Raw genomic sequence first — 26,014 nt, forward strand, 5'->3', positions numbered from 1 at the left:
GCTTTAACACAATCCCCTGTGGGAGCTGGCTTGCCAGCGATGACGTCGGCACATCCAGCATTTAAATCGACTGATCCACCGCTATCGCTGGCAAGCCAGCTCCCACAGAGGTTTGCAGTGGTCTGTGGAATGCAAAAGCCCCCGGGCCTTGAGGCCTCGGGGGCTTTTTTTGTGCTGCCCGGGATCAGCAGGTGCAGCACATCATCGGCATGCCGTTGCAGCTCATCATCATTGGCATGCTGCAGTCGTTCATCATTTTCATCATCAGGGTGCAGCAGTTCTTCATCATGTCCATGTTCATGCCCGCCATCGGCATGATCTTGCACATCATGCAGTCGGCCATCATGGTGCATTCCATCACGCACTTCATCGATGGCATCGGCATGCCCATCATCGGCATTGGCATCATCATGTTCATCATCGGCATGGCCATGGCTGCCTGGGACATGCACATCATGGTCAAGTTGCCGCAGTGCATCATCATCGGCATGCCGCAGTTCATCATCATCTGCATCATTTCGCCGCTGTTCTTGAACATGGCCATGTCCATGCCAGCGGCCGGCATCATCTTGCACATCATGCCGTCGTCCATCATTTCGCAGGTCATGGTCGCCATCATCATCGGCATGCCCATCATCGGCATCATTGGCATGTTGGCGTTCATCGGCATTTGCATCTGCATGGCGTTCATCATGGTGAAGCTCCCTGAGGATTTAAGAACTGGATGAGAAGTTGATGGGGGCCGATTCTAAGGACTGACGATTCCTGAACAAGATGCCCATCAAACAGCAAAAACGGCTGTTCAAACGGATCAAGCGCAGCGTTCCATGCGTCTTGAGGCGCAGGAACAGCAGAGTAGGCGCGATAACAGAAATATCAAATGCACGCGCTTCGTTTTACAAGCTATAGATATTCGAAGCAGCACTATTTAAATAACCGAAAGAAATTATTGATCTAACCGCTTCGTATTAATTTCAACGCATCGCATATTCCATTAATAGTGCCCCACGCGACTTTTTAATCTTTTATCGCTATTAACCTGCCGTCTTATAATTGCCGACTACTGTCAACAATAAGGAAGTTCCATGCCTAAACGTCTTTTACTGGCGACACTGTTTGTGGCGGTCGCAGGGTGTGCCAGCCCTCCTCCGGTTTCCGTGCATACCAAAGATCCCGCCAGCTCGACCTTGCAGGGGGACGCGACGCGCCCGGCGCAGGCGCAATGGACGCGGACCGAGTTGTACTTTTCGGTGGGCTCGCTGGATGGCAAGGAAGGCGCGGTCAGCCCGGCGCGCTGGCGCGAGTTTCTGGATAAGGAAGTGACACCGAGGTTTCCCGACGGATTCACGGTGTTCGATGCGTATGGACAGTGGAAAGATCACGGGGCGAAAGAGCCTGAGCGGCTGAGCACCAAGGTGATTGTGGTGTTGCATGAAAACAGTGCGAAGAATGAGGGGAGTATTGAGGCGATTCGCCTGGCGTATAAGCGAATTACCGGGGATCTTTCTGTGTTGCGCTTGTCGCAGCCGGCGCAGGTGTCGTTCTAGTCCGCAGTCTGCTCGAGAGCCTGCCGAGGCGTCGACGCTACGCGGCTCAACCCGGTCAAAAGCACCGCCCCCACCAGCAACACCCCAATCCCCAAAAACGCCCCCCAGCCCACCACCGTCACGCTCGAATACAGCATGTACAAACACAAGCCGAAAAAGAGCAGCGGCAACAGTGGATACAGCGGCACTTTCACCGGCCGTGGCACTTGAGGAAACCGCCGCCGCAGAATGATCAGCGCGACACTGCTCAAGCTCAAAAACAACCAGTACACCGGCGTCAGGTACTCGACCATGGTGTTGAACCCGCACTGGGTAAAGCTGCCAAACAGCACCAACAGCAACGCCACCGCTCCCTCTGCGAGCAAGGCTTTGCGCGGCACGCCATCGCGGTCATCCCAATCGCCGAAACTGCGCAACTGCGGCACATCGCGGGCAGCAGCGTAGGTGGTGCGGGCGCCGACCAATAGGGTCGAGTTGATGGTCGCGATCGCCGCGATGCCGACCATCAGCAAAATCAACATCACCCCGGGCGCACCGAATGCGCGGTTCAACAGCTCGACCGCCGGTGCATTGCTAGCCGCCAGCCCGGCGAAACCCAGACCCCGGACAAACGCCCAGTTGAGCGCCAGATAGATCACCATCAACACCGTCAACGCGCCGAGCATGGCGGTGAAAATCCCGCGCCGACCATCACGCACTTCCGCCGATAACGTTGCCGCATCACTCCAGCCGCCAAACGCCAGGAAGACAAAAATCATCGCCGCTGAAAACCCGGCCATACCCGTGTTTTCCGGGACAGCGATGACGTTCGGCGCGGGCGGTTCGATGCCTTGCCAGGCCAAAAAAACACCCGCACTGGCAATGCTCAGAAAACCCAACGCCAACAGTCCTACCAAAAGCGTCTGAGTGATAAAACCAATGTGCTTTCCGGTGAGATTGAGCAGCACCAACGCAGCAATCACCGCACCGGCAAACAGCCCCGAGCCGTACTGCCCGAGCGGCACCACGGCGTTGACGTAATCGGCAAACATGAACGCCGACAACGCAATCCACCCGGTGTGCATCACCGAAAACCGCGACCAGGCAAACAGAAATCCCATGCGCTCGCCGTAAGCCGTGCGCAGAAAGTGATAGTCGCCACCCGGATGCGGAAACGCCGTGGCCATCTCGGCAAAACACAGCGCACCGATCATCGACGCCACGCCGCCGAGCACCCAAACCAGGTAGAAGTGCTCAGGCCCGACGTTGAGTGCCACGGTCGGCGCGGTTTTCAGGATGTCGGTGGTGATCACCATACCCAGCGTGATCAACAGCGCCTGAAACACCGGCAGATGCCGACCCGGCCCCTGCCCCGACTCAGAAGCCATAAGTGGCGCGGGCGTAGTAGTAAGCGCCGTTGGTGCCGATCGGCGAGAGCACGTCGTATGGCAGGTTACCGCCGTAGTTGATCGCCGAACCGGAGCGTTCCGGATAGTTGTCGGTGAGGTTGTTACCACCCACGGCGATGTCGAATTTCGGCGTGAATTTGTAAGTCACCTCGGCATCCAGCTGCCAGACCGCGCCGTAGGTTTGCTCCGGTTGCGAGTCGCCGAAATCGAACACTCGGGTGGTCTCGCCTTGGCGGGTCAAGCGTCCGAGCAGGCCCCAGTGTTCACTCGCCCAGTTCGCGGAAAAGATGAAACGGTCCTTCGGTGCGGCGTCGGTCAGGGTGTTGGTCTCCTCGACGCCGACCAGTGCGTCGTTGCCGATCCCCAGTGCAGTCAGCTGCGAAGGCGTGCCTTTGGTGCTGGTGACCTTGGTGTGGTTGTAGGTGTACGCGGTGGTCAGGCCCAGTTGCCCCTCGTAGAACGGCTGATGGTAATTGAGCACCAGTTCGGCGCCGTGGGTGCTGGTGTCGGCGGCGTTGGTGAAGAAGTTGACGTCGTGCACGCCAGCCACGCCGTAGTTGTCGTTGATGAAGGTTTCCAGGGCGTCGCTGCCAATGCGTTGCGAAAGAGTGATGCGGTCCTTGACGTCGATGCGAAACACATCCAGCGACGCGTCGAAGCGCTCGTTCAACTGGAAGGTCAGGCCGAGGCTGAAATTTTTCGAGGTTTCCGGATCGAGCTTTTCGGCGCCGAGCGCGCGGGCGATCGGGTCGTTGACCGAGAGCACACGAATGTCGGTGAGCGTGCCGCCCTCGCCGAAGTTACTGGTGGTGTTCTGAAAACCGCTCTGCGCCAGCGACGGTGCGCGGAAGTTGTTCGACACCGCGCCGCGCAATGCCCATTGCTCGGTCAGTTTGTAGCGGCCGCTGAGTTTGCCGGTGAGCTTGCTGCCGGCGTCGTCGTAATGTTCCCAGCGAGTGGCGGCGTCGACGAAGAAGTTATCCGTGAGATCGCCGGACAATTCGGCGTAGCTGCCGAACACGTTGCGGTCCAGATCCGACTCTTCACTCGGCCGCAGGCCGTTGGCGCCGTCAGCTCCGGAGCCGATGTAAGAAGCTTCGTCACCGGCGTAGGTCAGGTAGTTTTCGTAGCGGTATTCGCCGCCGACGGCGAGGACAAACGAACGGCCGCCGAGGCGCAATTCACGGTTGAAATCGAGGTTGCTGGTGGTCTGGCGCAACTCGTAATCGCCGGTATCGAATTGCGTCGGCGAATCTTCGCCAAGACTGACGTTGAGGGTGCGCCGGGTTGACGATTCGAAGCGGTTGCGGCCATGGGTGACGCTGCTGTCGAAGTCCCAGTCGTCGCCGATCATGCCTTTGAAACCGGCAGTGGCGGAGACGTCCTTGTTGTCGCCCAATGACTGCGGCAAATAACCGTTGGGGTAGAACTGCGGTTGTTCGTACGGGTAGCGATAGAACTCCGCACCCGTGGTGTGGCGCTGGTTGTAAGTGCCGAAGCTGTAGGCCTTGCCGCCGGCCAGCGGCAGTTCGCTGTTGAACCAGAGATTGACGTCGCGGGCGAGGCCGTCACCCATTACGTAGTTGCGCTGGCCCGGTGTATCGGCGAAACCGTCGAAGCCTGCGCGGTTGGTCGGGTTGCGATACTTGTACTCGGTACCGCCCCGGATGAAGCCGCCCTCCTCGCCGAGACGCGTACCGATTTTGGCGGTGGTCACACTGTTCTGGCCGTCGGTGGTGGTCTTGTCGATGGCGTCCTGATGGGTGTGATAAGCGCCGTAACTGGTGGACACTTCGCCGCCCTCGGGGGCGTCGTCGAGGATGATGTTGATCACCCCGGCGATCGCGTCGGAGCCGTATTGCGCACCGGCGCCGTCACGCAGCACTTCGATGCGTTTGATCGCGCTGATGGGGATCGAGTTGAAATCCACCGGCGCGGTGCCGCGACCGATTTTCGAGGAATCGTTGACCACTGCCGACGTATGGCGACGCTTGCCATTGACCAGCACCAGCACCTGATCCGGGCTCATGCCGCGCAGTTGTGCGGCGCGAATATGGTCGGCGCCGCCGGAGTTGGACTGGCGCGGCAGGCTGAAGGACGGCAGCAATGTCTGCAACGCCGCGCCCAATTCACCGTCAGCGGCGCCGGCGGTTTTCAGGTCTTCGGCGGTCAACACATCCACGGGAACCGGCGAGTCGAGCACAGTGCGAGAGGTGCCGCGTGTGCCGGTGACCAAAACGGTACCGAGTCGGGATTCGCTTTCAGCGCTGGTGGACGTGTCTTCGGCCTGTGCAGGCAGTTGCCAGATTGCACTGACAACAGCGGCGGCCAGTAATGAACGGGAACGGTAATGCATATAACAGCTCCTTGAATCGCAGTTAATACCCGGCCGTCACCGACAAAAGAAAGCCGGCAATCAATGCACGGCAATGTCTGCTGTAGTTTTAGAAATCAGGAAGGCAGCGAAGGCTGTTGAAACGTTAAGTATCGGTAAGGCGCAGTATCCCCAGAGTGAATGTTTTCCCCTTGAAGCCCGATGCTAGACGAGGGGAAGACTTTCGCAAAAGAACCAATAACACTTAGGTTAGATCGCTATAAAGGAGTGTTCTTAGTTCAGCACAAGTGTTGCTGAGCCAACACCTTAACCAACTAACAAACAACTAACACACCTGTAATCTCAGCCCCTGTGGGAGCTGGCTTGCCAGCGATGGCGGTGTGTCAGGCAACACAAATAGTGACTGCACGGGCCTCATCGCAGGCAAGCCAGCTCCCACAGGGTAAGTGTCTTAGTCGAAGTCCTTTTCCAGCCAGGCATCTTCGGCAATGTCCAACGCTTCGGCGCTGAAGCGCTGTTCGGCAAACGGATCAGCATGTAAGTGAAAGCCGTTGCGCTCCCAGAACCCCGGTTGTTCCTGATCAACAAATTCCAGCCCGCGCAGCCATTTCGCGCTCTTCCAGAAGTACCGCCCCGCTACCACCAGACGGAGTGGCCAGCCATGTTGCGCGGTTAACGGTTGGCCTGCGTAGTGAGTCACCAGCAGGGTGTGCGGATGCAGCAAGTCATCAAGCCGCAGGTTGGTCTGGTAATCGTGATCGGCGTGGGCCATAACGAAATTCGTTTGCGGCTGGATATCGAAAGCTTGCAACAGATCCTGCAGGTGCACCCCGCTCCACTGCGTATCGAATTTCGACCAGCGCGTTACGCAGTGGATGTCGCATTGCAGTTGGCGTTGCGGCAGCGCTTGCAGGTCGGTGTAGCGCAGCTCGACAGGATTTTTGAGCGAGCCGTACAGACACAGTGACCAGTTCGCCAGATCATATTCCGGCACCGCACCTTCGTGCAGGATCGGGAAGCGCTCGGTCAGCACCTGACCCGCAGGCAACCGCCCGCCGAATGCAGGATCTGCTTTCGGAGAGCGGCTTTTGCGTAATCGCGCAGCTTTGTTGTGCATGTTCACCCCAACCTCATGACTTGAAACCTCAACCTGTGGGAGCTGGCTTGCCAGCGATAGCCGTGTGTCAGTCACCAAGATATTGATTGAACGGGCCTCAATCGCTGGCAAGCCAGCTCCCACAGGGTTGATTGTTGTATTTGAGGTTTCAGTTCGGAACGGGTATCCAATCCGTCCGCGCCACATTCGCGGTATCGCCAAACGCCGTGAGCTTCTGCGCCAGGTCGCGTACGTTTTTCACGTCCAGATCGAGCAGTTGCTGGCGGGTGATCAGCGTCGGCGGCACCAGCACCTGGTGCCCCGGATTCTCCCCGGCAATCAACATCGCCAGACTGCGCACACTGATCGCCCCGGCCACTTGCGGATTGACCGCTGCCGTCGCCGCCCAGGCGCTGTCCGGCTCTTTCATGATCTGGATATCGGCGGTGGAAATATCGGCGCTGTAGATCTTCACCTTGCTCGCCAGCCCCGCCTCGTCGACGGCGATTTTCGCGCCTTTGGCGAACTCGTCGAACGGCGCAAATATCACGCTGATTCCCGGATTCGCCCGCAGCACCGCACTGGCCTGATCCGCCACCGAGTTGGCGATCGGCGGATTCAGCGTGCCGAACCGCGCCTTCTCGACGATCCCCGGATTGGCTTTTTTCACCTGACTCCAGATCTCGTCGCGCCGCTCCATCGGCGTAAAGCCGCTGATGTAGACGTACCCGGCATCGAACTTGGTGCCGTTATCCTTCACCGCTTGATCCAATGCCAAACGCGCCAGCGCATGGTGATCCTGCTCGACCTGAGTCACCTGCGGCGAATTCAGATCGACATCGAACGCGACAACCTTGATGCCCTTGGCGATGGCCCGGTCAATCGGCGCCTTGAGCGTTTCCGCCAGACCAAGCTGCACGATGATCCCGTCGACACCCAGATCAATCGCCTGATCGATCATCTCGCCCTGACTCGCCGCCTGCTGCCGTGCATCGAATACGCGCAGATTGGCGCCAAGCGCTTCAGTCTGTTGCTCCACACCGCGCAGATAAGCCTCGGGGAAATCCCCGGAAAACAGATACCCCACCAACGCGATCTGCACCTGGCCCTTGTCGAACGGTGCCGGTGCGCCGGGCAAGGCCTTGGCCTGCACACTAAACGCCAGTGCCGAAAACACGGCACCAGCGAGGCAGTGACGGGCGAACTGTTTGATTGAACCGTGCATACAACTTCCTTGACTGAAAGCGGCTCAACGCGCCCGATGCGCGAGGCCAAACGTGAACATCAGGGCCAGTACCAGCACCAGTCCCTTGACGAAATCCTGCGCGTAATACGGCGCGTTGAGCATGGTCAAACCGTTGAGCAACGAAGCCACAAGCAGCGCGCCGACCAAGGTGCCAAAGGCGTTGGGTTTCTTCGCGCCGAGGACGGCAAAACCGATCAGCGCCGCGCCGAGCGCATCGAGCACCAGACCATTGCCCGAGCTGACATCGCCGCGTCCCAGCCGCGCCGCGAGCAGCAATCCACCCAGCGAGGCCAGCAATGCCGAGAGCACGTAGGCCAGCAGTTTGAAGCGCTGCACCGGCGCCCCGGCGAGGCGCGCGGCCTGCTCGTTGCCACCAATGGCATAGAACAAACGGCCAATGCGCGTGCGCTCCAGAAACAACCAGACCGCCAGCGCCACCAGCGCTGTGATCAGCACCGGAACCGGCACCACGTCCCACAGCCGCCCACGGCCCAGCGCCAGAAACGCCGCACTGAAAGTGCCCTCGGTTTCAACGCCATTGGGCAAGGTCATGCCCACCGCAATCGAACGTCCGCCAGTTGGAATCAGTTGCACACCGATCACCAGAAACATGCTGCCCAGCGTTGCCAGAATGTCCGGCACCCGCAGTTTGACGATCAGCCAGCCGTTGAGCAGCCCGACCAGGGCGCCGCCCGCCAGACTGATCAACACCGCCGGCACCGCGCCCCAGCCGAGCACGACCATCACGTAACTGGCGATCATCAGGCTCATCGCCGCCACCGCGCCGATGGACAGATCGAGGCCGCCGACGGCCATGGTCAGGGTCACGCCCAGCGCGAGCAGCGCCACAATCGACACCGATTGCAAAATGCTGAACAGGTTGCCGACGCGCAGAAATGCCGGCTCGGCAAAACTGAAAAACACCACGATCAGCGCCAGCAGCCATAACAGGCCATAGCGAATCAACGCTTGCAGCAGGCGCTCGGCAGGCGCCGGCACGGTCGAAATCAGTGAACTCGAATCAGGCACTCGCTCTGCTCCTTGGCGTGGCTTGAGGGGAAGAAAAATCATCATCGGTACCGGCCAGCGCAGCGACCAGCGTGGCGCGCTCGAGAGCGGCACGCGGGTATTCGGCGACCACAGCGTGATCGCGCACCAGCAAAATCCGGTCGGCGATTTCCAGGGCTTCATCGACATCGGCGCAAATCACCAGTGTCGCGCGGCCCTTGGCGCTGTCGCGTAGCAGTTGGCCGATCTCGCGGCGCGCGCGCACGTCGACACCTTGAAACGGCTCATCGAGGATCAGCACCCGCCCGTCCCCGAGTAGCCAGCGGCCGAGCACGACTTTCTGCTGATTGCCGCCAGACAACGCGGTCATCGGCACATCGATACCGACGGTCTTGATCCCCAGCGCAGCCACTTGCGCCTCAACTGCCGCCGCTTCAGCGCGATTGCGGATAAAGCCGCCTCGAGTGAAGCGTTCGAGAAACGGCAAGGTCAGCGTGCGACGCAGGGAAAAATCCGGTACCAGCGATTGACTGGCGCGATCCTCGGCGGCGAAGAAAACCCCACTGCGAATCGCCTCACGGGGCGAGCCCGGCAGCCAGTCAGCGCCGTCGAGTTGTGCGCTGCCGGCCAACGCTTTACGCAGCCCGAACAGCACCTCGGCGATCTCGCTTTTGCCGGCGCCGAGCAATCCGGTCAGTACCACCACTTCGTTTTCGTGCAGGGTCAGGTCGAAGGCTTGCGAGCGCGGTAGAACTTTTATCGCGCTCAATTCCAGCACCACGCGCCCCGCCACTCGCGGGGTATAGACATGGGCGGCCAGCGCCTGCCCGAGCATGGCTTGCACGGCTTCGGGCAATTGCTGCGCGGTGAACTCCCCGGCCAGTCGCCCGTCGCGCAGGACGATGGCGCGATCCGCCACCCGTTGCAGATCCGACAACCGATGCGAGATGTACAGAATCGCCACGCCACGGCTGCGCAAGGTGTCGATCAAACCGAACAAGCGCTGCGCTTCCGCATCGGACAGCGCCGCCGTCGGCTCATCGAGAATCAGCAAACGCGGCTGCAAGGCGAACGCCCGGGCCAACACCACCAATTGCCGTTCGGCCTGGCCCAGATGCTCGATCGGTTGCTCCAGCGGCAACGTCAATCCGAGCCCGGCGGCAATGCTCGCCGCGCGCTCGAGCAGACGTTTGCGGTTAAGCCAGAAGTCCGCGTCGGGCCGGCACAGTTCATCGAGCAGCAGGTTCTCGGCCACGCTCAAACCCGGCGCAATGCCTTCGTTGATCTGCTGATGCACGGCGACAATCCCGTCCCTGCGCGCCGACAGCGGCGAGTTGAAATGCCGCGGCTGCCCCTCCACCAGAATCTCGCCGCCGTCGGCGGTCTGACTGCCGGCAAGAATCTTCACCAACGTCGATTTGCCCGCGCCATTGGCCCCGAGCAACGCCACCACTTCGGCGGGATGAATCTCCAGGCTGACCCGGTCCAGCGCGCGGTTTGATCCGAATAGCTTGCTTACTTCACGTACACAAATCAGCGGCGTGGACGCCACAGAAACAGGCGCACTCATAAATGTCCTTAACGTCGATGTGCCAGCGCACGCACCAGTCGATCGCCCAGGCTTTGCACGCCTTGAACGAGAATGACCAGTACCACCACGGTGGCGACCATCACTTCATTGTTGAACCGTTGATAGCCGTAGCGGATCGCCAGATCGCCGAGCCCGCCGCCACCAATCACCCCCGCCATCGAGGAAAAACCGATGAGCATCACCAGCGTCAGGGTGATCCCCGCCAGCAACGCCGGCAGCGCTTCGGGCAACAGCACTTTGCAAATCACATGACGAATATCGCCGCCCATGGCGAGGATCGCTTCGATGCGGCCCTTGTCGACTTCGTCCAGGGCGTTTTCGACAATGCGGGCGAAGAACGGAAAAGCGCCAATGGTGATCGGCACTACAGCGGCGGTGCTGCCCAGCGTCGTGCCGACCACCAGCCGGGTCAGCGGAATCAAAGCAATCAGCATCACCACGAACGGCAGTGAGCGCCCGAGATTGACCAGACCACTCAACGCCGCATTGAAGCGCGGCATCGGCAGCAGACCGGTGCGCCGACTGATGAACAGCAACACCCCCAACGGCAGCCCGATGAGCAGTGTGAACAACCCGGCGAGGAGGACCATGTACAGGGTTTCGCCAGTGGCGTTGAGCACCAGTTGCAGGATTTCATCCCAATTGATCGAGCGGTTCATGAGTGCGCCGCCCGTACGCCGTATTGCCTGAGAAAACTCAGCCCGGGCGCGTCATGGCCCAGCGGCAGTCCGCAGGTCGGACGCAACGAGCTGCCGAGATGCGAGTGTGGATCGGCGAGCAGTCGCGGCACTGGCCCGGACTCGACCAGACGCCCGTTGGCCATGAATGCGGCGTGATCGCAGATCGACTTGACCACGTCCAGTTCGTGGGTGATCAACACAATGGTCAGGCCCAGTTGCCGATTGATGTCACGTAGCAGTTCAAGAATCGACGCAGTGGTTTCCGGATCGAGGGCGCTGGTGGCTTCGTCCGACAGCAGATAGGCCGGCCGCGCCGCCAGCGCGCGGGCGATGCCGACGCGCTGTTTTTGACCGCCAGACAATTGCGAAGGAAACGCTTCGGCCTTGTCGCTCAAGCCGACCAGATCGAGCAATTCACGAACTCGTTCATGACGCTGCGGTTTCGCGACGTTGGCGATCTCCAGCGGCACAGCGATGTTGTCGAAGACATTACGCGAGTGCAGCAGGTTGAAGCCTTGGAAAATCATGCCGATGCGCTGGCGTTGCTGGCGCAGGTCGCGGTCGGACAGCGTCGTCAGATCGACACCGTCCAGCAGAATGCGCCCATTGTCCGGGCGTTCGAGCAGATTGAGGCAGCGCAGCAGCGTCGATTTACCCGCGCCGCTGCGCCCGAGAATGCCGTAGACCGCACCGTCGGGAATGCTCAGCGACACCTGATCCAGCGCAGGTGCCGATGCCGACGGGTAAGTCTTGCTCAACTGCTCGACGACGATCATGGTTTGCCGCCCGCCACCGGGATCACCGAACCGGCGAAGTTATCGGTGATGTACTTGGCCACTTGCGGCGAGGTCAGATCCTTGGCCAGTTGCGCGATGCGTGGATCGTTCTGTAATTTCGGCGTGGTCACCAGAATGTTGGCGTAAGGGTTGTGCTCGGCCTTCTCCAGGCCCAGCGCATCCTTGGCCGGCACCAGACCGGCGTCGAGCGCGTAGTTGCCGTTGATCACCGCCAGATCGACATCGTCCAGCGAACGCGGAATCTGTGGCGATTCGATTTCAAGGATCTTCAGCTGTTTGGGGTTTTCGGCGATGTCCTTGGGCGTCGCTTGATCGGTTGCCGGATCGTTGAATCCAGGCTTGAGTCTGATCAGGCCGTTGTCCTGCAACAGGTACAGCGCGCGGCTCAGATTGGTGACGTTGTTGGGCACGGCGACGGTGCCTTTTACCGGCACGTCGGCGAAGTTTTTGTGCCGGTGCGAGTAAATGCCCAGTGGCTCGATATGCACGGTGGCGGCTACTGCGAGTTTCTCGCCGAGGGCCTGCTCCTGGGACTTCAGGTACGGCAGATGCTGGAAGTAATTGGCATCGACATCGCCATGCACCAGCAGCTCGTTGGAGTTCACGCCGTTGGGGATTTCGATGACTTTCAGGTTCAGCTGCGGATCGATTTTTTGCACGTAGGCCAGAATCTGCGCGTGGGGCACCGGGTCGGCGGCGACACGCAATGGTTCCAGCGCCTGAGCGCCGAACGAGGTCACCAGTGCGCCGAGGACGGCCAGGGTCAAACCTGCTTTTTTCAACATGTTTTGTGTCCTTGAGCGAATGATGATTCAGGCGGTTTTGCGAACCGGCGCTTGCGGCAATAGCGCATCGGCATAAAAGCGCTGCGCGACATCGGGATGCGAGCGCAAACGCCCCTTGAGGTAGTTCCAGCCGACATCGCGAAACAGTGGATTGAGCGGGTCACTGGCCGGCCCGCGTGCCTCGCGCAGCAACGCGGTCGGCAAGGGATACAGCGGCACCGTGGCGTCAAGTTGCGCACCGAGGAAAAAGGCGATGGACAGGCGCTCGCTGCCCGGCGGCGGCGAAACCACCCGGTGCACCGTGGCACGCAGATAGCCGTTGGTGGCCAGTTCCAGCAGTTCGCCGATGTTCACCACCAAGGTATTTTCGCGAGGCAGCGCAGCGATCCAGCGCCCTTCTTCGATCTCCACTTGCAGACCCGCCTGTTCGTCTTGCAACAGGAAGCTGAGGAACCCCGAATCCTTGTGCGCGCCGACGCCCTGATTACTCGCATCGACCGGCTGACCGGGATAGCGCATCAGTTTGATGTGTTCATTGGGTTTGTCGCCGTACAACTGATCAAACGCATCCGAGCGCAGCGACAGGGCCTGGGCGAAGGCTTGCAACAGACGCAGGGACATGCGCGTCATGGCTTGCTGCCAATCGAGCAGCAACGGTTTCAGTTCGGGCAGTGACTCTGGCCATTGATTCGGGCCTTGAAGGCGCGCCCAGAACGGGCTGTCGGGTTGCAACGGCAAGGCTTCGCGTTCGGCGCCGATATCGAACTGTTCGCGCTGATCTGGCTTGCCCCGGGTGATTTCGGAAGCGGCGCGGTTGTAACCACGAAAATGCGCAGAGTTGATCATGCCGACGGCGGTTTTTTCACTGTCGGGCAAGGCGAAGAATTGCCGGGCGTGGTCCTGCACTTGCTTGAGCAAGCCGCTGTCGATGCCGTGGCCGGTCAGGTAAAAAAAACCGACGTCGCGAGCGGCGTGGCGCAGGTTTTCCAGAAATTCATAACGCTGTGGCGCTGTGCCTTCGAACTGCGCAAGGTCCAGCGTCGGTAATGCGGTGATGTCGAGGGTATGCGGCATGATTCACTCCCGTGTGAACCAAACCAGAAGAGCCTTTGATCGATTCAGCGTGCGCCGTCATGGCAATCGGGGGTCTATCGGTTTGATGCTTTGATTCGTTGATGAATCAAAACTAAACGATATATAAAACGCCGGACAAATATCTTTTTTGCATTAGCTTAGGTCGGATTTCTTTTGGTTTTTTGGTGTTTGTCAGCCTTGTGGAGTGTCAGGTAGATCGCTGCCCCCTCACCCCAGCCCTCTCCCCCAAGGGGGCGAGGGAGAAAGGGAGCTGATCTTCATCGCTTGTGAGGCCAGGTTCGGCTTAATTCTTCAGGCCGGTGCAACTCGCAAGAACAACCCGATCAGTCCCCTCTCCCTCGGGAGAGGGCTAGGGTGAGGGGTGCAGGCGGCGCGGTATCAAGCCTGCTGCACGCTCGCATGGTGAAACGGGCAATTGGACCGGAGTTTGGCGGGCTGTGATCGAACACTTTCAAGATCTTCAGACGTGTGCGGCAGAAAACCTGAAACGAAAAGACATACTCACCGGCATATTGTCCTTGTGGCACGTCACCGCTACCCCTTATAAGAGCAACTTTTTCAGCCTCGAAACAAAAGGATACGAAAGCATGAGCGACGCCTGGAACGAAGGGTATTTCACCGATGAAGGCTACACCTACAGCTACAGCCGGGAAATCAATCCTGTCTTCCAGCGCTACTGCTTGTTGTTGCGCGGCTTTGCCACTCTGGAATCCACGCAGGCCTATCACTGCGAGTTGGGCTTTGGCCAAGGCGTTTCGATCAATATCCATGCCGCAGCCAACCCGGGTTCCTGGGTCGGCACCGATTTCACACCCTCACAGGCCGCCCACGCCAGCACCCTCGCCAGCGACTGGAACAGCGACGCGCGACTGTATGACGACAGTTTCGAGCAACTGCTGGCCCGCGATGATCTGCCGCAATTCGACAGCATCAGCCTGCATGGCATCTGGACCTGGGTCAGTCGCGACAACCAGAAACTGATCGTCGAGTTTGCCCGTCGCCATCTCAAACCGGGCGGGATGCTGTACGTCAGCTACAACTGCTTCCCCGGCTGGTCGCCTGCGGCGCCGCTGCGCAATCTGTTCAGCCTGCACGACCGCTTTTCCAAGTCTGCTTCTGCAGGCCCCGATCAACGGATCGATGCCGCCCTGCAATTTTCCGAAGCACTGCTGGCCGCCAACCCCAACTACGCCAGCAGCGTGCCGAACCTCGACGCAAAACTGCAGAGCATCAAAGGGCAGAATCGTCAGTACATCGCCCATGAGTATTTCAATCGCAGCTGGGACTGCATGTATTTCACCGACGTCGTCGATGCCATGGCCCCTGCCAAACTCGACTATGTCACCACCGCCGTGCCGCTGGACTCGGTCGACCCGCTCAACCTCAGGGCCGATGGCATGGACTTCCTGGAAGGGATCGAGCATCCGATCATGCGTGAGCAGGCGCGTGACTATTTCGTCAATCAGAGTTTCCGTCGTGATCTCTACGTACGCGGCGCTACCCGGCTGTCCGCTGCCGAACAGCGCCAAGGCTTGTTCAACACTCGTTTCATCTTGCTGCAAGCCGCAGAAAGCGTCCCTCAACATGTCCGCGGCCCTGCGGGCGAAGCCTCGCTGCAGAGCGAAATCTACGGCCCGGTACTGCTAGCGCTGGCAGCCAACGACTACGCACCGAAAACCTTGCGCCAGCTGGCCGCGGCAGCATCTGCGCTGCCTTATGACGACGTATTGCAGGCCCTCAACGTTTTGATCGGTATGAGTGCCGTGGCACCGTGCCAAAGCGTGGCGGCGGAAAACCAGGTGCGGGCGCGATGCAACGACCTCAACTTGCTGCTCTGTTCGCGCTCGTTGTTGAGCGACAAGATCCAGGTGCTGGCCAGCCCGGTCACCGGCGGCGGCGTCACCGTCAGCCGCTTCGAGCAACTCTTCCTCATTTCGATCAAGCAAGGTCAAACGCACCCGGCTGAATGGGCGCAACTGGCGTGGGCGATCGTCGGCGAACAAGGCGAAGTCCTCGTCAAGGATGGCAAGCCGCTGATGACCGTCGAAGAAAACATCGCTGAGTTCACTGCCCGTGCTCACGTGTTTGCCGAGAAATCACTGGTGATTCTCAAGGCGTTGGGTATTGCTTGATTCGGTGACCCGAGGGGTGACGTACAAAAGTCATTGCGCATAAAAAACCCGGCTGATCAGCCGGGTTTTTCGTGTCAGGGACAACGGCAGACGCGGTGAAACGGTCTCACGGTTGTTTGCGGTAAATACCGGTGAGCATGTCATCGGAGTCGGTCGCATAGTTGTAGGCAATGACCGCGAAATTCTTCACCAGTTGGATGTGATACGGGCCATTTTTCTCCGGTGCTTGTGGCGTGCGCATGACGATCAGGTTTGGCGTCTCCATCGGCACGATGTGGTGCTCGGTGACGATCTCTTTGGCAGTCACCGCGTCTTTCATCGTCACGGTGAACTCCGCTACTTCTCTGCCCTGAGCATCGCGCTCAGGCAGAATTTTCAGATCCAGCTCACCGTCGCGCCCGAGAAAGTCGTTGCGTACCCGGTAATGACCGCTGCGCTGATCACGGGCAACGTCGTAGAGTTTATCCATCGGTGGTTCACGCTCTGCAGTGTGCAACAGAATCGACAGTTCCCTTGTGTCGCCCTTCGCGCCGCTGATCCAGGTACCGGTGTAGCGGTAAGGCTCATTGGTTTCGCGGGTCATGCGCCAGAGGCCTGTTCGCCCGCCGTCAGCCGCCGATTCCAGCAGAAATACGGAGTTGTCGACTTCATCGAAGTTGTCCCGCGCGCCCACCAGTTTGATCGGCTCACCGTTGCCGCCCTTGGTGTAGCGCACCTCGCCGATCAGCACGGCACCCTGTTGCTGGTACCAGAGCTCTACCGCAATTTTGCCATTGAGCACACCCGCGAGCATCTCCGGGTCTTCAGTGACCGGGCCTTCGAGGCTGGGTTGTTCGTGCCACTGGCCGTCTTTCCAGTCGCCGGTCGTGCGCAACATATAGCCGCGAGGCATGCTGGAGGTGTCATCCCAGGCGCTTGGGGAAACCTCTTCCTGGGTGTACGCGTGGAGGCGAACCAACCGGCCGTCGCGCATGGCCCATCGGCTGGCGCTCATCCAGCAACAACCTTTGTTGACTTGCGAACTCAGGTTTTTTTCACTCGGAACGACATCGAACATTCCGCCCAGGGTCTGCTTCGCCAGATCCGTCAGTGCCTCGTTGAGCACCCACTGGGGTTTCTGCTCATCCTGCAAATACACATCGAATTGCGCCTGTTGGTCCGCCTCGGCAGTGCCGTTGCGGATGGCCAGATCCAGACGACCATCGAAGTTGAAGTCGGCGAAGTACAGCAGGCCGTATTGCCCAAGCAAACGCGGATCATTTTTATCCGCTGGATTCGCCGGAGGATTACCCGCCGGGGTCTGCAACTGCTGCAGCGTTTGCAGAGTGTTTTTGTCGCGCAGCGTGATCAGCGCAGGCGCCAATTGGTAGCGGTTTTCCGGCAACTGCGGGAACAGCACTTCTACCAGGTATTGACCGCTGGGGTCATTGACGGCAATTGACAGGGGGTCGGCCACAACCGGGCCTGCCAGGACCATGGAAAGGAGCAGACCGCTGAACGGAACACGCATCCAAAGCTTCCTTGCTCAAATCGGGGGCGCGCAGTTTAGCGGCATACGATGTGTTACCGCGAGCGCGTATCGCCAGTCATTTGCACTTGGCCAACACCACCTGACACGTACCCGGCGTGCCCCCGGAGCGCCCGGCATACCGCATGCAGTTGGCCATGGATTTTTGCCGGGCCATGTTCAAGCTGGAACCCCAGGCGAGACCACCCTCCCCGACCGTCGGCAGCGCTTTTGCGTAGCAACTGTCGCCGACGCCCGAGGGTGGATAGTGTTTGCGGTTTGAACAGCCGGAGGTCAGCGTCAGGCTGACGGCGATCAGGGTAGGCAGGAGCCATAGCGAGCGTAGGCCTTTTCGTGTTCCGATCATCGCGGGGCTCCTGTTGCAAGAGGGTCGTAAGGTCTTCAGTCTAGCGGGTATGAGAGGCGTTCAGACTCATGCCGTTGGTCGATAACGTCCCTTGCACCTGCGATTTATTGATTTTAAACACCCACGTTTAAGTGACACGCCAAGACACGTAATCAGGCTACACGACCTTGCGTAATTGCCTACAGCTACGCCAGAATCCGCCGGCTTGTGCGCCTTTGGGGCGGGTTCTATTGTGGTGCGGTCGCTGATTTTTCAGTGATCGGGTTTAGCAGCCCGGGTTATCTCTAGACGCATAAAGTCCGTTGTCGTTATGGCGGCTTTGCGTGGGGCACTTCGGTGCGCCGGGTTCTAGAGTCCTGGTCTGCTAACCCGCGTACAGCCGCCACCTCCTTCGTTAGCAGCGAACGGTGGCAGCTTCATTACTCTAGAGGCTTCACCGATGATAAAACCAACGCCAAACCCGCCCGAAACCGACCCCACCTCCCCCTACGAATCCCTCGATTCGAAAAAGCTCAACGAAGCCGCCGACCGCGCTCTCGATCACTACCTCTGCCCGCCCGGGTCCACGCCACCTCCACGCAAAATCCGTGGGATGTACGCCGTGACTGCGGACAACAAAAACGAAGAACTGCTGACTGATGCCAGTGAAACGCTCGCTTCGGCTAAAACCATTGCCCAGGACGTTGCCAGTCTGTTGCCCCCGTCGCAGCGTCGGGTGCTGCTGGGCATTGCGCAACTGATCATGCTCGGGGAGCTGGCAGTAAATCGGGTGCTGGATAATCAGCAGATGCCGGACTGACACCAGTTCCCTCGCCACAATGATTGTGTAAGAGCTGCCGGAGGCTGCGGTCTTTTGATTTTGGAGATCAAGATCAAAAGACCGCAGCCTCCAGCAGTTCCTACAGGGATGTAGCCTGACGATACTGCCGAGGTGTAAACCCGGTCGAGGCCTTGAACTGGCGGGTGAAGGCGCTGTGGTCGGTGTAGCCGCATTGCAGCGCAACGTCGGTGATCGGCAGGTCTGTGTGCAGTAGCCGATGGGCGTGTTCCAGGCGGACTTTCTGGATCATTTGCCGGGGCGTCAGGTGGAACACCCGTTTGCAGTAGCGCTCCAGTTGCGCGACGGAAATACCGGCGATGCGCGTCAGTTCGCCCAGCGTGACGCGGCGGTTGAAATGGTTGCGAATGTGTTCGTCGACCGCCGCCAGTCGCTGGAAGGCCGGATGGGTTTCGCTGGCTGACTGCACATCCACGGAGATACCAGCCAAACCGATGATCTGCCCGTCGCGGTTGTACAGCGGTTGTTTGTGGGTCAGGCACCAACCGGGTTCGCGACTGCCATAAAGATGCAGTTCGAGCTGATCCTCCAGCACAAACCCCTCCTCCAGCACTTTGCGATCCTGCTCGGTGTAGCCCGGCCCCAGTTGCGCCGGGAACACCTGCGCGCTGGTTTTGCCGAGCAGCGGGCGCAAGTCTTTCAAGCCGCAACGCTGCACCAGTGTGCGGTTGGCCAGGACATACCGGGCGTGCACATCCTTGATGAAAATCACCGCGTTGGGGATCACATCGAGCATCGGCAACAGCAGCGCAGCGCTGGCCACCAGCTCTTCGAGGGTCTGCGGACGGTTGCCGTCGCCACCCTGGCAAAGAATCGAAAAAGCGTTCTGCATCAAGGATTCTCTCCCCTGTTCGTGGATAGCCCATGCGCCGTTCGCGTGCAGATTGCAGCAACACCACGGCCCTGTCGAGCGCCGCGACCCGTCGGCGCAATTGTGCTGAATTCGTCATTGATCCCACCGCAAAACATCAATCGCCACGCTGCCGATGAGTTCAAAGTCTGGCCGTCCGAGTGACACAACTGCCTATCCAATAACTCACAAGAAGGCGATGCCATGTCAGGCCAAGGCAAGTTCAAAAAACAGCTTTCACTGATCGATCTCACGTTTATCGGGCTCGGGGCGATCTTCGGCTCCGGCTGGTTGTTCGCGGCCAGCCACGTGTCCGCCATCGCCGGGCCGGCGGGGATATTTTCCTGGTTGCTGGGCGGTTTCGCCGTGTTGCTGCTGGGCATCGTTTACTGCGAACTGGGCGCCGCCCTACCGCGTGCCGGCGGCGTGGTGCGCTACCCGGTTTACTCCCACGGGCCGTTGCTCGGTTACCTGATGGGCTTCATCACCCTGATCGCGTTTTCCAGTCTGGTGGCGATCGAAGTGGTTGCCTCGCGCCAATACGCCGCGGCGTGGTTTCCCGGGCTGACCAAGACCGGCACCGGTGATCCGACACTGCTCGGCTGGCTGGTGCAGTTCGGCCTGCTCTGCCTGTTCTTCGTGCTCAACTACCGCAGCGTGAAGACCTTCGCCAAAGCCAATAATCTGGTGAGCATTTTCAAGTTCATCGTGCCGTTGCTGGTGATCGGTGTGCTGTTCACGTTCTTCAAACCGGAAAACTTCCACGTCCAGGGCTTCGCGCCGTTCGGCTTGTCGGGTGTGGAGATGGCGGTCTCGGCGGGCGGGATCATCTTCGCGTATCTGGGCCTGACGCCGATCATCTCGGTGGCCAGCGAAGTGAAGAATCCGCAGCGCACGATTCCCATCGCGCTGATCCTCTCGGTGCTGCTCTCGACCCTGATTTATGTGCTGCTGCAAATGGCTTTTCTCGGTGGCATCCCGACCGAAATGCTCGCCGACGGCTGGGCCGGTGTGAGCAAGGAATTTGCCCTGCCGTATCGCGACATCGCACTGGCGCTCGGTGTGGGTTGGTTGGCGTATCTGGTGGTCGCCGACGCGGTGATCTCACCGAGCGGCTGCGGCAACATCTACATGAACGCCACGCCTCGGGTGATCTACGGCTGGGCGCAGACCGGCACATTCTTCAAGGTGTTCACCCACATCGATGAGAAGTCCGGCATCCCGCGTCCGGCGCTGTGGCTGACGTTTGCGCTGTCGGTGTTCTGGACCCTGCCCTTCCCGTCGTGGGAAGCGTTGATCAACGTGGTTTCCGCCGCACTGGTGTTGAGCTACGCCGTGGCGCCAGTGTCGGTGGCTGCGTTGCGCCGTAATGCGCCGGACATGCCGCGGCCGTTCCGGGTCAAGTGCATGGGCGTGCTCGGACCGGTGTCGTTCATCATCGCTGCACTGATCGTCTACTGGTCGGGCTGGAGCACCGTGTCGTGGCTGCTCGGCCTGCAAATCCTGATGTTTGTCGTCTACCTGCTGTGCGGTCGTTTTGTACCGACTGCGCACCTGAATCTGGCTCGCCAAGTGCGCTCCTCGGCCTGGCTGATCGCCTTCTACGCGGTGACGATCGTGCTGTCGAAACTCGGCACCTTCGGCGGCCTCGGCATCCTCGCCCACCCGTTCGACACCCTCGTCGTCGCTGCTTGTGCGACGGGCATCTATTACTGGGGTGCTGCGACCGGCGTACCGGCACATCTGCTGCGCCTTGAGGATGACGATGAAGAAAGCGAAGTCGCCGCCCCCGCCTCCACCGTGAATGCGCGCCCTGCCGGCGCTTACTGAAATCTTCAAACGAGAGACGTCCATGAAACGAGTACACGTCATCGATTCCCACACCGGCGGCGAACCCACACGTCTGGTGATGAAGGGGTTTCCCGACCTGCCCGGCAACACCATGGCTGAAAAACGCGATGCCCTGCGCGATCAGCATGATGCATGGCGTCGCGCCTGCCTGCTGGAACCACGCGGCAACGACGTGCTGGTCGGCGCGCTGTACTGCGAACCGGTGTCGGCTGACGCCACGTGCGGGGTGATTTTCTTCAACAACGCCGGTTACCTCGGCATGTGCGGCCACGGCACCATCGGCCTGATCAATTCGTTACAGCACTTGGGCCAGATCGCCCCAGGCGTGCACAAGATCGACACACCGGTCGGCCCGGTCAGCGCGACGCTGCATGCAGACAGCACCGTGACGCTGGGCAACGTGGCGTCTTATCGCTACCGCAAACAGGTACCAGTGGATGTGCCGGGATTTGGCCGGGTGTTCGGCGATATCGCTTATGGCGGCAACTGGTTTTTCCTTGTGTCCGAGCATGGCCAGACCCTGACGATGGACAACGTCGAGCACCTCACGGCGTACACCTGGGCGATGCTCAAGGCCCTCGAAGATCAAGGCATATACGGTGAGGACGGTGCGGTCATCGACCACATCGAACTGTTCGCTGACGACACCAACGCCGACAGCCGCAACTTCGTCATGTGCCCCGGCAAAGCCTACGACCGCTCGCCATGTGGCACCGGAACCAGCGCCAAACTCGCCTGCCTTGCGGCCGACGACAAGCTGCAGCCCGGCGCGCGCTGGGTACAGGCAAGCATCACCGGCAGCCAGTTCGAAGGCCGCTTCGAATGGGAAGGTGAACGCATCCGCCCCTACATCACTGGCCGCGCCTTCATGACCGCCGACAGCACATTGCTGATCGATGAAACAGATCCGTTCGCGTGGGGCATCTGAGCTGCCGCGCCGACTTTCCACCCTTATTTGAACGATGTGCCAAGGAGTTAAAACAATGAGCGACAACATCTTCACCGGCTGCATGCCAGCCCTGATGACCCCGTGCACCGCCCAGCGCAAACCGGACTTCGACGCGCTGGTGGCCAAGGGGCGCGAGCTGATCGATATCGGCATGAGCGCCGTGGTGTATTGCGGGTCCATGGGCGACTGGCCGTTGCTCACCGAAGCCGAGCGTCAGGAAGGCGTGGCGCGGCTGGTGGCGGCGGGGATTGCGACGATTGTCGGGACCGGTGCGGTGAACACCCGCGAAGCGGTTTCCCATGCGGCCCACGCGGCGAAAGTCGGCGCGCAGGGTTTGATGGTTATTCCCCGCGTGCTGTCCCGTGGTGCTTCGGCCGCCGCGCAAAAAGCCCACTTCGCCGCGATTCTGCAGGCCGCGCCCGAGTTGCCGGCGGTGATCTACAACAGCCCTTACTACGGCTTCGCCACCCGCGCCGATCTGTTTTTCGAGCTGCGCCGCGAGTACCCGAACCTGATCGGCTTCAAGGAGTTTGGTGGCGGCGCCGACCTGCGTTACGCCGCCGAAAACATCACCTCCAAGGATGACGACGTAACCCTGATGGTCGGCGTCGACACGCAAGTGGTGCACGGCTTCGTCAACTGCAACGCCACCGGTGCGATCACCGGGATCGGTAACGCCCTGCCTCGCGAAGTGTTGCAACTGGTGGCCCTGAGCAAGCAAGCGGCCAAGGGCGATGCCAAGGCACGGCGTCAGGCGCGGGAACTGGAATCGGCGCTGGCGGTGCTGTCGTCGTTCGACGAAGGCTGCGATCTGGTGCTGTATTACAAGCACCTGATGGTGCTCAACGGTGACAAGGAATACACCCTGCATTTCAACGAAACCGATGCGTTGAGCGACTCACAACGCCGCTATGCAGAGAACCAGTACGCGCTGTTCCGTCACTGGTACGAGAACTGGTCGGCGGAGCAGAACTTCGCCTGATCCCTCGCTGCGTTTTCGTGCCCGCCGACTGTAGCGGCGGGCAATCTTTTCTCATCAGGAATAAACCATGACTCTGACGGGCCACATGCTGATCGGACAGCACACTGTTGCGGGCAATCGCGAAGCCGTTCGGGGGATCAACCCGGCCACGGGAATGACGCTGGAGCCTGCCTATGCCGGCGGTTCGGCCGAACATGTCGAGCGGGCCTGCGCGCTGGCCTGGGCAGCGCTGGACCGCTATCGCGAAACGACGCTGGATGCCCGATCTGAATTTCTGCAACGCATTGCCGTGGAAATCGAAGCCCTTGGCGATGAGCTGATTGACCGTGCCATGGCCGAAACCGGCCTGCCGAGCGCCCGTTTGGTTGGCGAACGTGGCCGCACGTGTCAGCAACTGCGACTGTTTGCCCGCACAATACGGGCCGGTGAATGGCTGGATGTGCGCGTTGATACCGCGCAACCGCAGCGGCAGCCGATGCCGCGCTCGGACCTGCGTCAACGCCAAGTGCCGTTGGGGCCGGTGGCGGTGTTTGGCGCGAGCAATTTCCCCTTGGCGTTCTCGGTGGCGGGTGGCGACACGGCGTCGGCGCTGGCGGCCGGGTGCCCGGTGATCGTCAAGGCCCATGGCGCGCATCCCGGCACCAGTGAACTGGTCGGCCGCGCAGTGGCGCGAGCGGTGCAAGCCTGCGGTCTGCCGGAGGGGGTGTTTTCGTTGTTGTACGGTTCCGGCCGCGAAGTGGGTATCGCGCTGGTCACCGATCCACGCATCAAAGCCGTGGGTTTTACCGGTTCGCGCAGCGGTGGTCTGGCGCTGTGCCAAGCGGCACAGGCAAGGGCCGAGCCGATTCCGGTGTATGCGGAAATGAGTTCGATCAATCCGGTGTTGCTGTTTCCCGCGGCATTACGCAATCGCGTGCAAGCATTGGCGCAGGGCTTCGTCACTTCACTGACTGTGGGTGCCGGGCAGTTCTGTACCAATCCTGGTCTGGTGCTTGCGCATAAGGGGCCCGCGCTGGACAAATTTGTCGCCGCCACTGCCGAACGGCTCCAACAAAGCCCCGCGCAGACGATGCTGACGCCGGGCATCTTCAATGCCTATGAGGCTGGCGTGAATGCCTTGGCCGAGAACCCCCATGCGCAAATTTCGGCTGTGGGTCAGATGAGCACGCAACCCAATCAGTGCCAGGCCCACCTGTTCGTCACCCAAGCCAGCGATTTTCTCGCCGATCAGAACCTCCAGGCCGAAGTTTTTGGCGCGGCGTCGTTGATTGTGCAATGCAGCGATGACGAGGAGATGCGTCAAGTGATCGAACATCTGGAAGGCCAACTGACTGCCACATTGCACCTGGACGACGAAGACCTCGAGCAGGCCCGCGCGCTGCTGCCAGCGCTGGAGCGCAAGGCCGGTCGGTTGCTGGTCAACGGTTGGCCCACCGGTGTCGAAGTGTCTGATGCGATGGTACATGGCGGGCCGTTCCCGGCCACATCCGACGCGCGGTCGACATCTGTTGGCACAGCAGCGATCCACCGATTCTTGCGTCCGGTGTGCTATCAGGATTTCCCCGACGGCTTGTTGCCCTTGGCACTGAAACAGGCCAATCCCCTGCAATTGCGTCGCCTGCTCGATGGGCAAAGGGAAGCGCATGACCAGCCCGAATAACGTCTCGCACGACATCGCCGTGGTCGGCGCCGGCATCATCGGCGTCGCCTGCGCACTGCGTCTTGCCCGTCAGGGCCAGCGTGTGGTGGTCATCGATCAACAGAAACCGGGGCACGGCGCATCGTTCGGCAACGCCGGGCATCTGGCGACCGAGCAGGTGTTTCCGATTGCTGACCTGTCGATTCTCAAGCGCTTGCCGGCAATGCTGATGGACCCGATGGGCCCGCTGCGCCTGGACTGGAGATACATGCCCCGCGCCCTGCCCTGGTTTACGCGGCTGTTGCTGAACCTGCGGGCAGAGCCCTTTCAGAAAACCGTGGCGGGTTTGCGGGCGCTGAATGAAAGCAGTCTGGATGCCTGGCATCGTTTGCTGGGGGATATTCAACGTCCTGACCTGCTCAAGGTCGATGGATCGTTGCTGGTCTTCGAGCGCCCGGAATCGCGGCAGGCCATCGATGCGCTCCAGGTTCGCTTGCGCCAGCAGCAAGTGCCGGTCGATTTCTGGCCGGCTGGCGCGGTACGGGAATCCGCAGCGCAATTTAGCGATCAGATTCAGGGCGGTTTGTTCTTTCCGCGCACCGGCCATTTTCTCGATCCATATCGCGTGGTCTGCGAGTTGGTCGAAGCAGCCAAGGCCAGCGACGTGAGTTTTGTGAGGCAACAGGTTCAGGGCGGCTATGTGCGGGAGCACGGTGTTTCGCTGATCACCGGAACCGGTGGTTTGACCGCGAGCCGCGTCTTGATCGCCTGCGGAGCGCACTCGGCAAAACTCACCACCGCACTCACCGGCAAGAAAGTCCCGTTGGACACCGAGCGCGGTTATCACTTGATGTTGCCGCAGGAACATAACCGCCTGCCCTTCCCGGTCACCTCGCTGGAACGCAAGTTCATCATGACGCCGATGTCTGAAGGCTTGCGACTGGCGGGCACGGTCGAGTTCGCCGGGCTGGAACGGCCACCGAGCATGGAACGCGCGTGGCAGTTGCATCGGTTGACTCAGGGGTTGTTCCGCAAGGATCTGAGCGCTGAGGCGGCGACGCCATGGATGGGGTTTCGTCCATCGCTACCGGATTCGTTGCCGGTGATTGATCAAGCGTGCGGGGGCAAGGTATTGCTTGCGTTTGGGCATCAGCATCTGGGGCTGACGCAGGCGGCGGTGACGGCGGAGATGGTGGTGCGGATGGTTTGTGCAACAGCACTCAACGAGTCAGCAAGTTTGCCGAATATCGAGCCTTACCGACTGAATCGTTTCTGAGAGGAATCGCCTCTTCCAAAAGTCTGCTTTGCATTGCAGGCTTTTGGCAGGGTTG

22 protein-coding genes are annotated in these 26,014 nt (G+C 60.3%); 8 read left to right on the forward strand and 14 right to left on the reverse strand.

Features of this window, described 5'->3' with window-relative positions; translation table 11 throughout:
* Nucleotides 1-184: 184 nt before the first annotated feature.
* The gene (locus tag ACIONG_RS05500) at nt 185-694 is read right to left on the reverse strand and encodes a hypothetical protein (protein WP_401297274.1); all 510 of its coding nucleotides are present in this window, start codon (nt 692-694) and stop codon (nt 185-187) included.
* Between the two features lie 391 nt (nt 695-1,085).
* Between ACIONG_RS05500 and ACIONG_RS05505 the strand changes: the two genes are divergently transcribed.
* A complete protein-coding gene (locus ACIONG_RS05505) occupies nt 1,086-1,547 on the forward strand; it encodes a DUF3574 domain-containing protein (protein ID WP_401297276.1) in 462 nt (153 codons plus the stop codon).
* On the opposite strand, the gene ACIONG_RS05510 is transcribed toward ACIONG_RS05505, so the two are convergent.
* The 10 genes from ACIONG_RS05510 to ACIONG_RS05555 form a co-directional block, all read right to left on the reverse strand.
* A complete protein-coding gene (locus tag ACIONG_RS05510) occupies nt 1,544-2,914 on the reverse strand; it encodes an APC family permease (RefSeq protein ID WP_401297278.1) in 1,371 nt (456 codons plus the stop codon). The two genes, ACIONG_RS05505 and ACIONG_RS05510, sit on opposite strands and share 4 nt — an antisense overlap.
* Nucleotides 2,904-5,291 carry a TonB-dependent receptor plug domain-containing protein gene (locus tag ACIONG_RS05515; RefSeq protein WP_401297280.1) on the reverse strand — a complete coding sequence of 796 codons (2,388 nt, stop codon included), beginning with the start codon at nt 5,289-5,291 and terminating at the stop codon, nt 2,904-2,906. Before ACIONG_RS05515 ends, ACIONG_RS05510 begins: the two co-directional genes overlap by 11 nt.
* Nucleotides 5,292-5,721: 430 nt before the next feature.
* Nucleotides 5,722-6,387 carry a sulfite oxidase-like oxidoreductase gene (locus ACIONG_RS05520; protein ID WP_401297282.1) on the reverse strand — a complete coding sequence of 222 codons (666 nt, stop codon included), beginning with the start codon at nt 6,385-6,387 and terminating at the stop codon, nt 5,722-5,724.
* 148 nt (nt 6,388-6,535) lie between these two features.
* On the reverse strand, nt 6,536-7,591 hold the full coding sequence (locus ACIONG_RS05525) for a substrate-binding domain-containing protein (RefSeq protein WP_401297284.1): 1,056 nt from the start codon (nt 7,589-7,591) through the stop codon (nt 6,536-6,538).
* Between the two features lie 24 nt (nt 7,592-7,615).
* Nucleotides 7,616-8,641 carry an ABC transporter permease gene (locus tag ACIONG_RS05530; RefSeq protein WP_401297286.1) on the reverse strand — a complete coding sequence of 342 codons (1,026 nt, stop codon included), beginning with the start codon at nt 8,639-8,641 and terminating at the stop codon, nt 7,616-7,618.
* On the reverse strand, nt 8,634-10,190 hold the full coding sequence (locus ACIONG_RS05535; RefSeq protein WP_401297288.1) for a sugar ABC transporter ATP-binding protein: 1,557 nt from the start codon (nt 10,188-10,190) through the stop codon (nt 8,634-8,636). The genes ACIONG_RS05530 and ACIONG_RS05535 overlap by 8 nt, the downstream gene beginning before the upstream one ends.
* A gap of 8 nt (nt 10,191-10,198) precedes the next feature.
* The gene (locus ACIONG_RS05540) at nt 10,199-10,870 is read right to left on the reverse strand and encodes a methionine ABC transporter permease (protein ID WP_103306963.1); all 672 of its coding nucleotides are present in this window, start codon (nt 10,868-10,870) and stop codon (nt 10,199-10,201) included.
* Nucleotides 10,867-11,667 carry a methionine ABC transporter ATP-binding protein gene (locus ACIONG_RS05545; protein ID WP_401297291.1) on the reverse strand — a complete coding sequence of 267 codons (801 nt, stop codon included), beginning with the start codon at nt 11,665-11,667 and terminating at the stop codon, nt 10,867-10,869. Before ACIONG_RS05545 ends, ACIONG_RS05540 begins: the two co-directional genes overlap by 4 nt.
* Nucleotides 11,664-12,473 carry a MetQ/NlpA family ABC transporter substrate-binding protein gene (locus tag ACIONG_RS05550; protein ID WP_401297293.1) on the reverse strand — a complete coding sequence of 270 codons (810 nt, stop codon included), beginning with the start codon at nt 12,471-12,473 and terminating at the stop codon, nt 11,664-11,666. The genes ACIONG_RS05545 and ACIONG_RS05550 overlap by 4 nt, the downstream gene beginning before the upstream one ends.
* A 27-nt stretch (nt 12,474-12,500) precedes the next feature.
* Complete coding sequence (locus ACIONG_RS05555; RefSeq protein ID WP_401297295.1) at nt 12,501-13,547, reverse strand: isopenicillin N synthase family dioxygenase; 1,047 nt, start codon at nt 13,545-13,547, stop codon at nt 12,501-12,503.
* Nucleotides 13,548-14,155: 608 nt separating this feature from the next.
* Here ACIONG_RS05555 and ACIONG_RS05560 point away from each other — a divergent pair.
* The gene (locus tag ACIONG_RS05560) at nt 14,156-15,700 is read left to right on the forward strand and encodes a class I SAM-dependent methyltransferase (RefSeq protein WP_401297297.1); all 1,545 of its coding nucleotides are present in this window, start codon (nt 14,156-14,158) and stop codon (nt 15,698-15,700) included.
* Nucleotides 15,701-15,806: 106 nt separating this feature from the next.
* Here the strand turns inward: ACIONG_RS05560 and ACIONG_RS05565 are convergent, their stop codons facing one another.
* Together ACIONG_RS05565 and ACIONG_RS05570 are read right to left on the reverse strand one after the other, a co-directional pair.
* Entirely contained in the window at nt 15,807-17,210 is a 1,404-nt protein-coding gene (locus tag ACIONG_RS05565; protein ID WP_401297299.1) for an XAC2610-related protein, read from the reverse strand.
* A gap of 76 nt (nt 17,211-17,286) precedes the next feature.
* Nucleotides 17,287-17,574: a hypothetical protein gene (locus tag ACIONG_RS05570; protein ID WP_401297301.1), complete on the reverse strand. Its 288-nt coding sequence runs from the start codon at nt 17,572-17,574 to the stop codon at nt 17,287-17,289.
* A gap of 439 nt (nt 17,575-18,013) precedes the next feature.
* Here ACIONG_RS05570 and ACIONG_RS05575 point away from each other — a divergent pair, with 439 nt between their 5' ends.
* A complete protein-coding gene (locus ACIONG_RS05575; RefSeq protein WP_401297303.1) occupies nt 18,014-18,373 on the forward strand; it encodes a DUF6124 family protein in 360 nt (119 codons plus the stop codon).
* A 100-nt stretch (nt 18,374-18,473) separates the two neighbouring features.
* Here ACIONG_RS05575 and ACIONG_RS05580 read toward each other — a convergent pair whose 3' ends face one another.
* Nucleotides 18,474-19,244: a helix-turn-helix domain-containing protein gene (locus ACIONG_RS05580; RefSeq protein ID WP_401297305.1), complete on the reverse strand. Its 771-nt coding sequence runs from the start codon at nt 19,242-19,244 to the stop codon at nt 18,474-18,476.
* A 222-nt stretch (nt 19,245-19,466) separates the two neighbouring features.
* On the opposite strand from ACIONG_RS05580, the gene ACIONG_RS05585 reads away from it, so the two are divergent.
* The 5 genes from ACIONG_RS05585 (at nt 19,467) to ACIONG_RS05605 (ending at nt 25,959) form a co-directional block, all read left to right on the forward strand.
* Nucleotides 19,467-21,092 carry an APC family permease gene (locus ACIONG_RS05585; RefSeq protein WP_401297307.1) on the forward strand — a complete coding sequence of 542 codons (1,626 nt, stop codon included), beginning with the start codon at nt 19,467-19,469 and terminating at the stop codon, nt 21,090-21,092.
* 22 nt (nt 21,093-21,114) lie between these two features.
* Nucleotides 21,115-22,041 (forward strand): 4-hydroxyproline epimerase, encoded by a 927-nt coding sequence (locus ACIONG_RS05590; RefSeq protein ID WP_401297309.1) that lies wholly within the window; start codon nt 21,115-21,117, stop codon nt 22,039-22,041.
* 55 nt (nt 22,042-22,096) lie between these two features.
* A complete protein-coding gene (locus ACIONG_RS05595; RefSeq protein ID WP_401297311.1) occupies nt 22,097-23,044 on the forward strand; it encodes a dihydrodipicolinate synthase family protein in 948 nt (315 codons plus the stop codon).
* A 67-nt stretch (nt 23,045-23,111) separates the two neighbouring features.
* Nucleotides 23,112-24,704 (forward strand): aldehyde dehydrogenase (NADP(+)), encoded by a 1,593-nt coding sequence (locus ACIONG_RS05600; RefSeq protein WP_401297313.1) that lies wholly within the window; start codon nt 23,112-23,114, stop codon nt 24,702-24,704.
* The gene (locus tag ACIONG_RS05605) at nt 24,688-25,959 is read left to right on the forward strand and encodes an NAD(P)/FAD-dependent oxidoreductase (protein ID WP_401297315.1); all 1,272 of its coding nucleotides are present in this window, start codon (nt 24,688-24,690) and stop codon (nt 25,957-25,959) included. The genes ACIONG_RS05600 and ACIONG_RS05605 overlap by 17 nt, the downstream gene beginning before the upstream one ends.
* Nucleotides 25,960-26,014: the final 55 nt, after the last annotated feature.

The sequence above is a fragment of the Pseudomonas sp. NPDC087817 genome, assembly GCF_044742875.1.
Lineage (GTDB): Bacteria > Pseudomonadota > Gammaproteobacteria > Pseudomonadales > Pseudomonadaceae > Aquipseudomonas.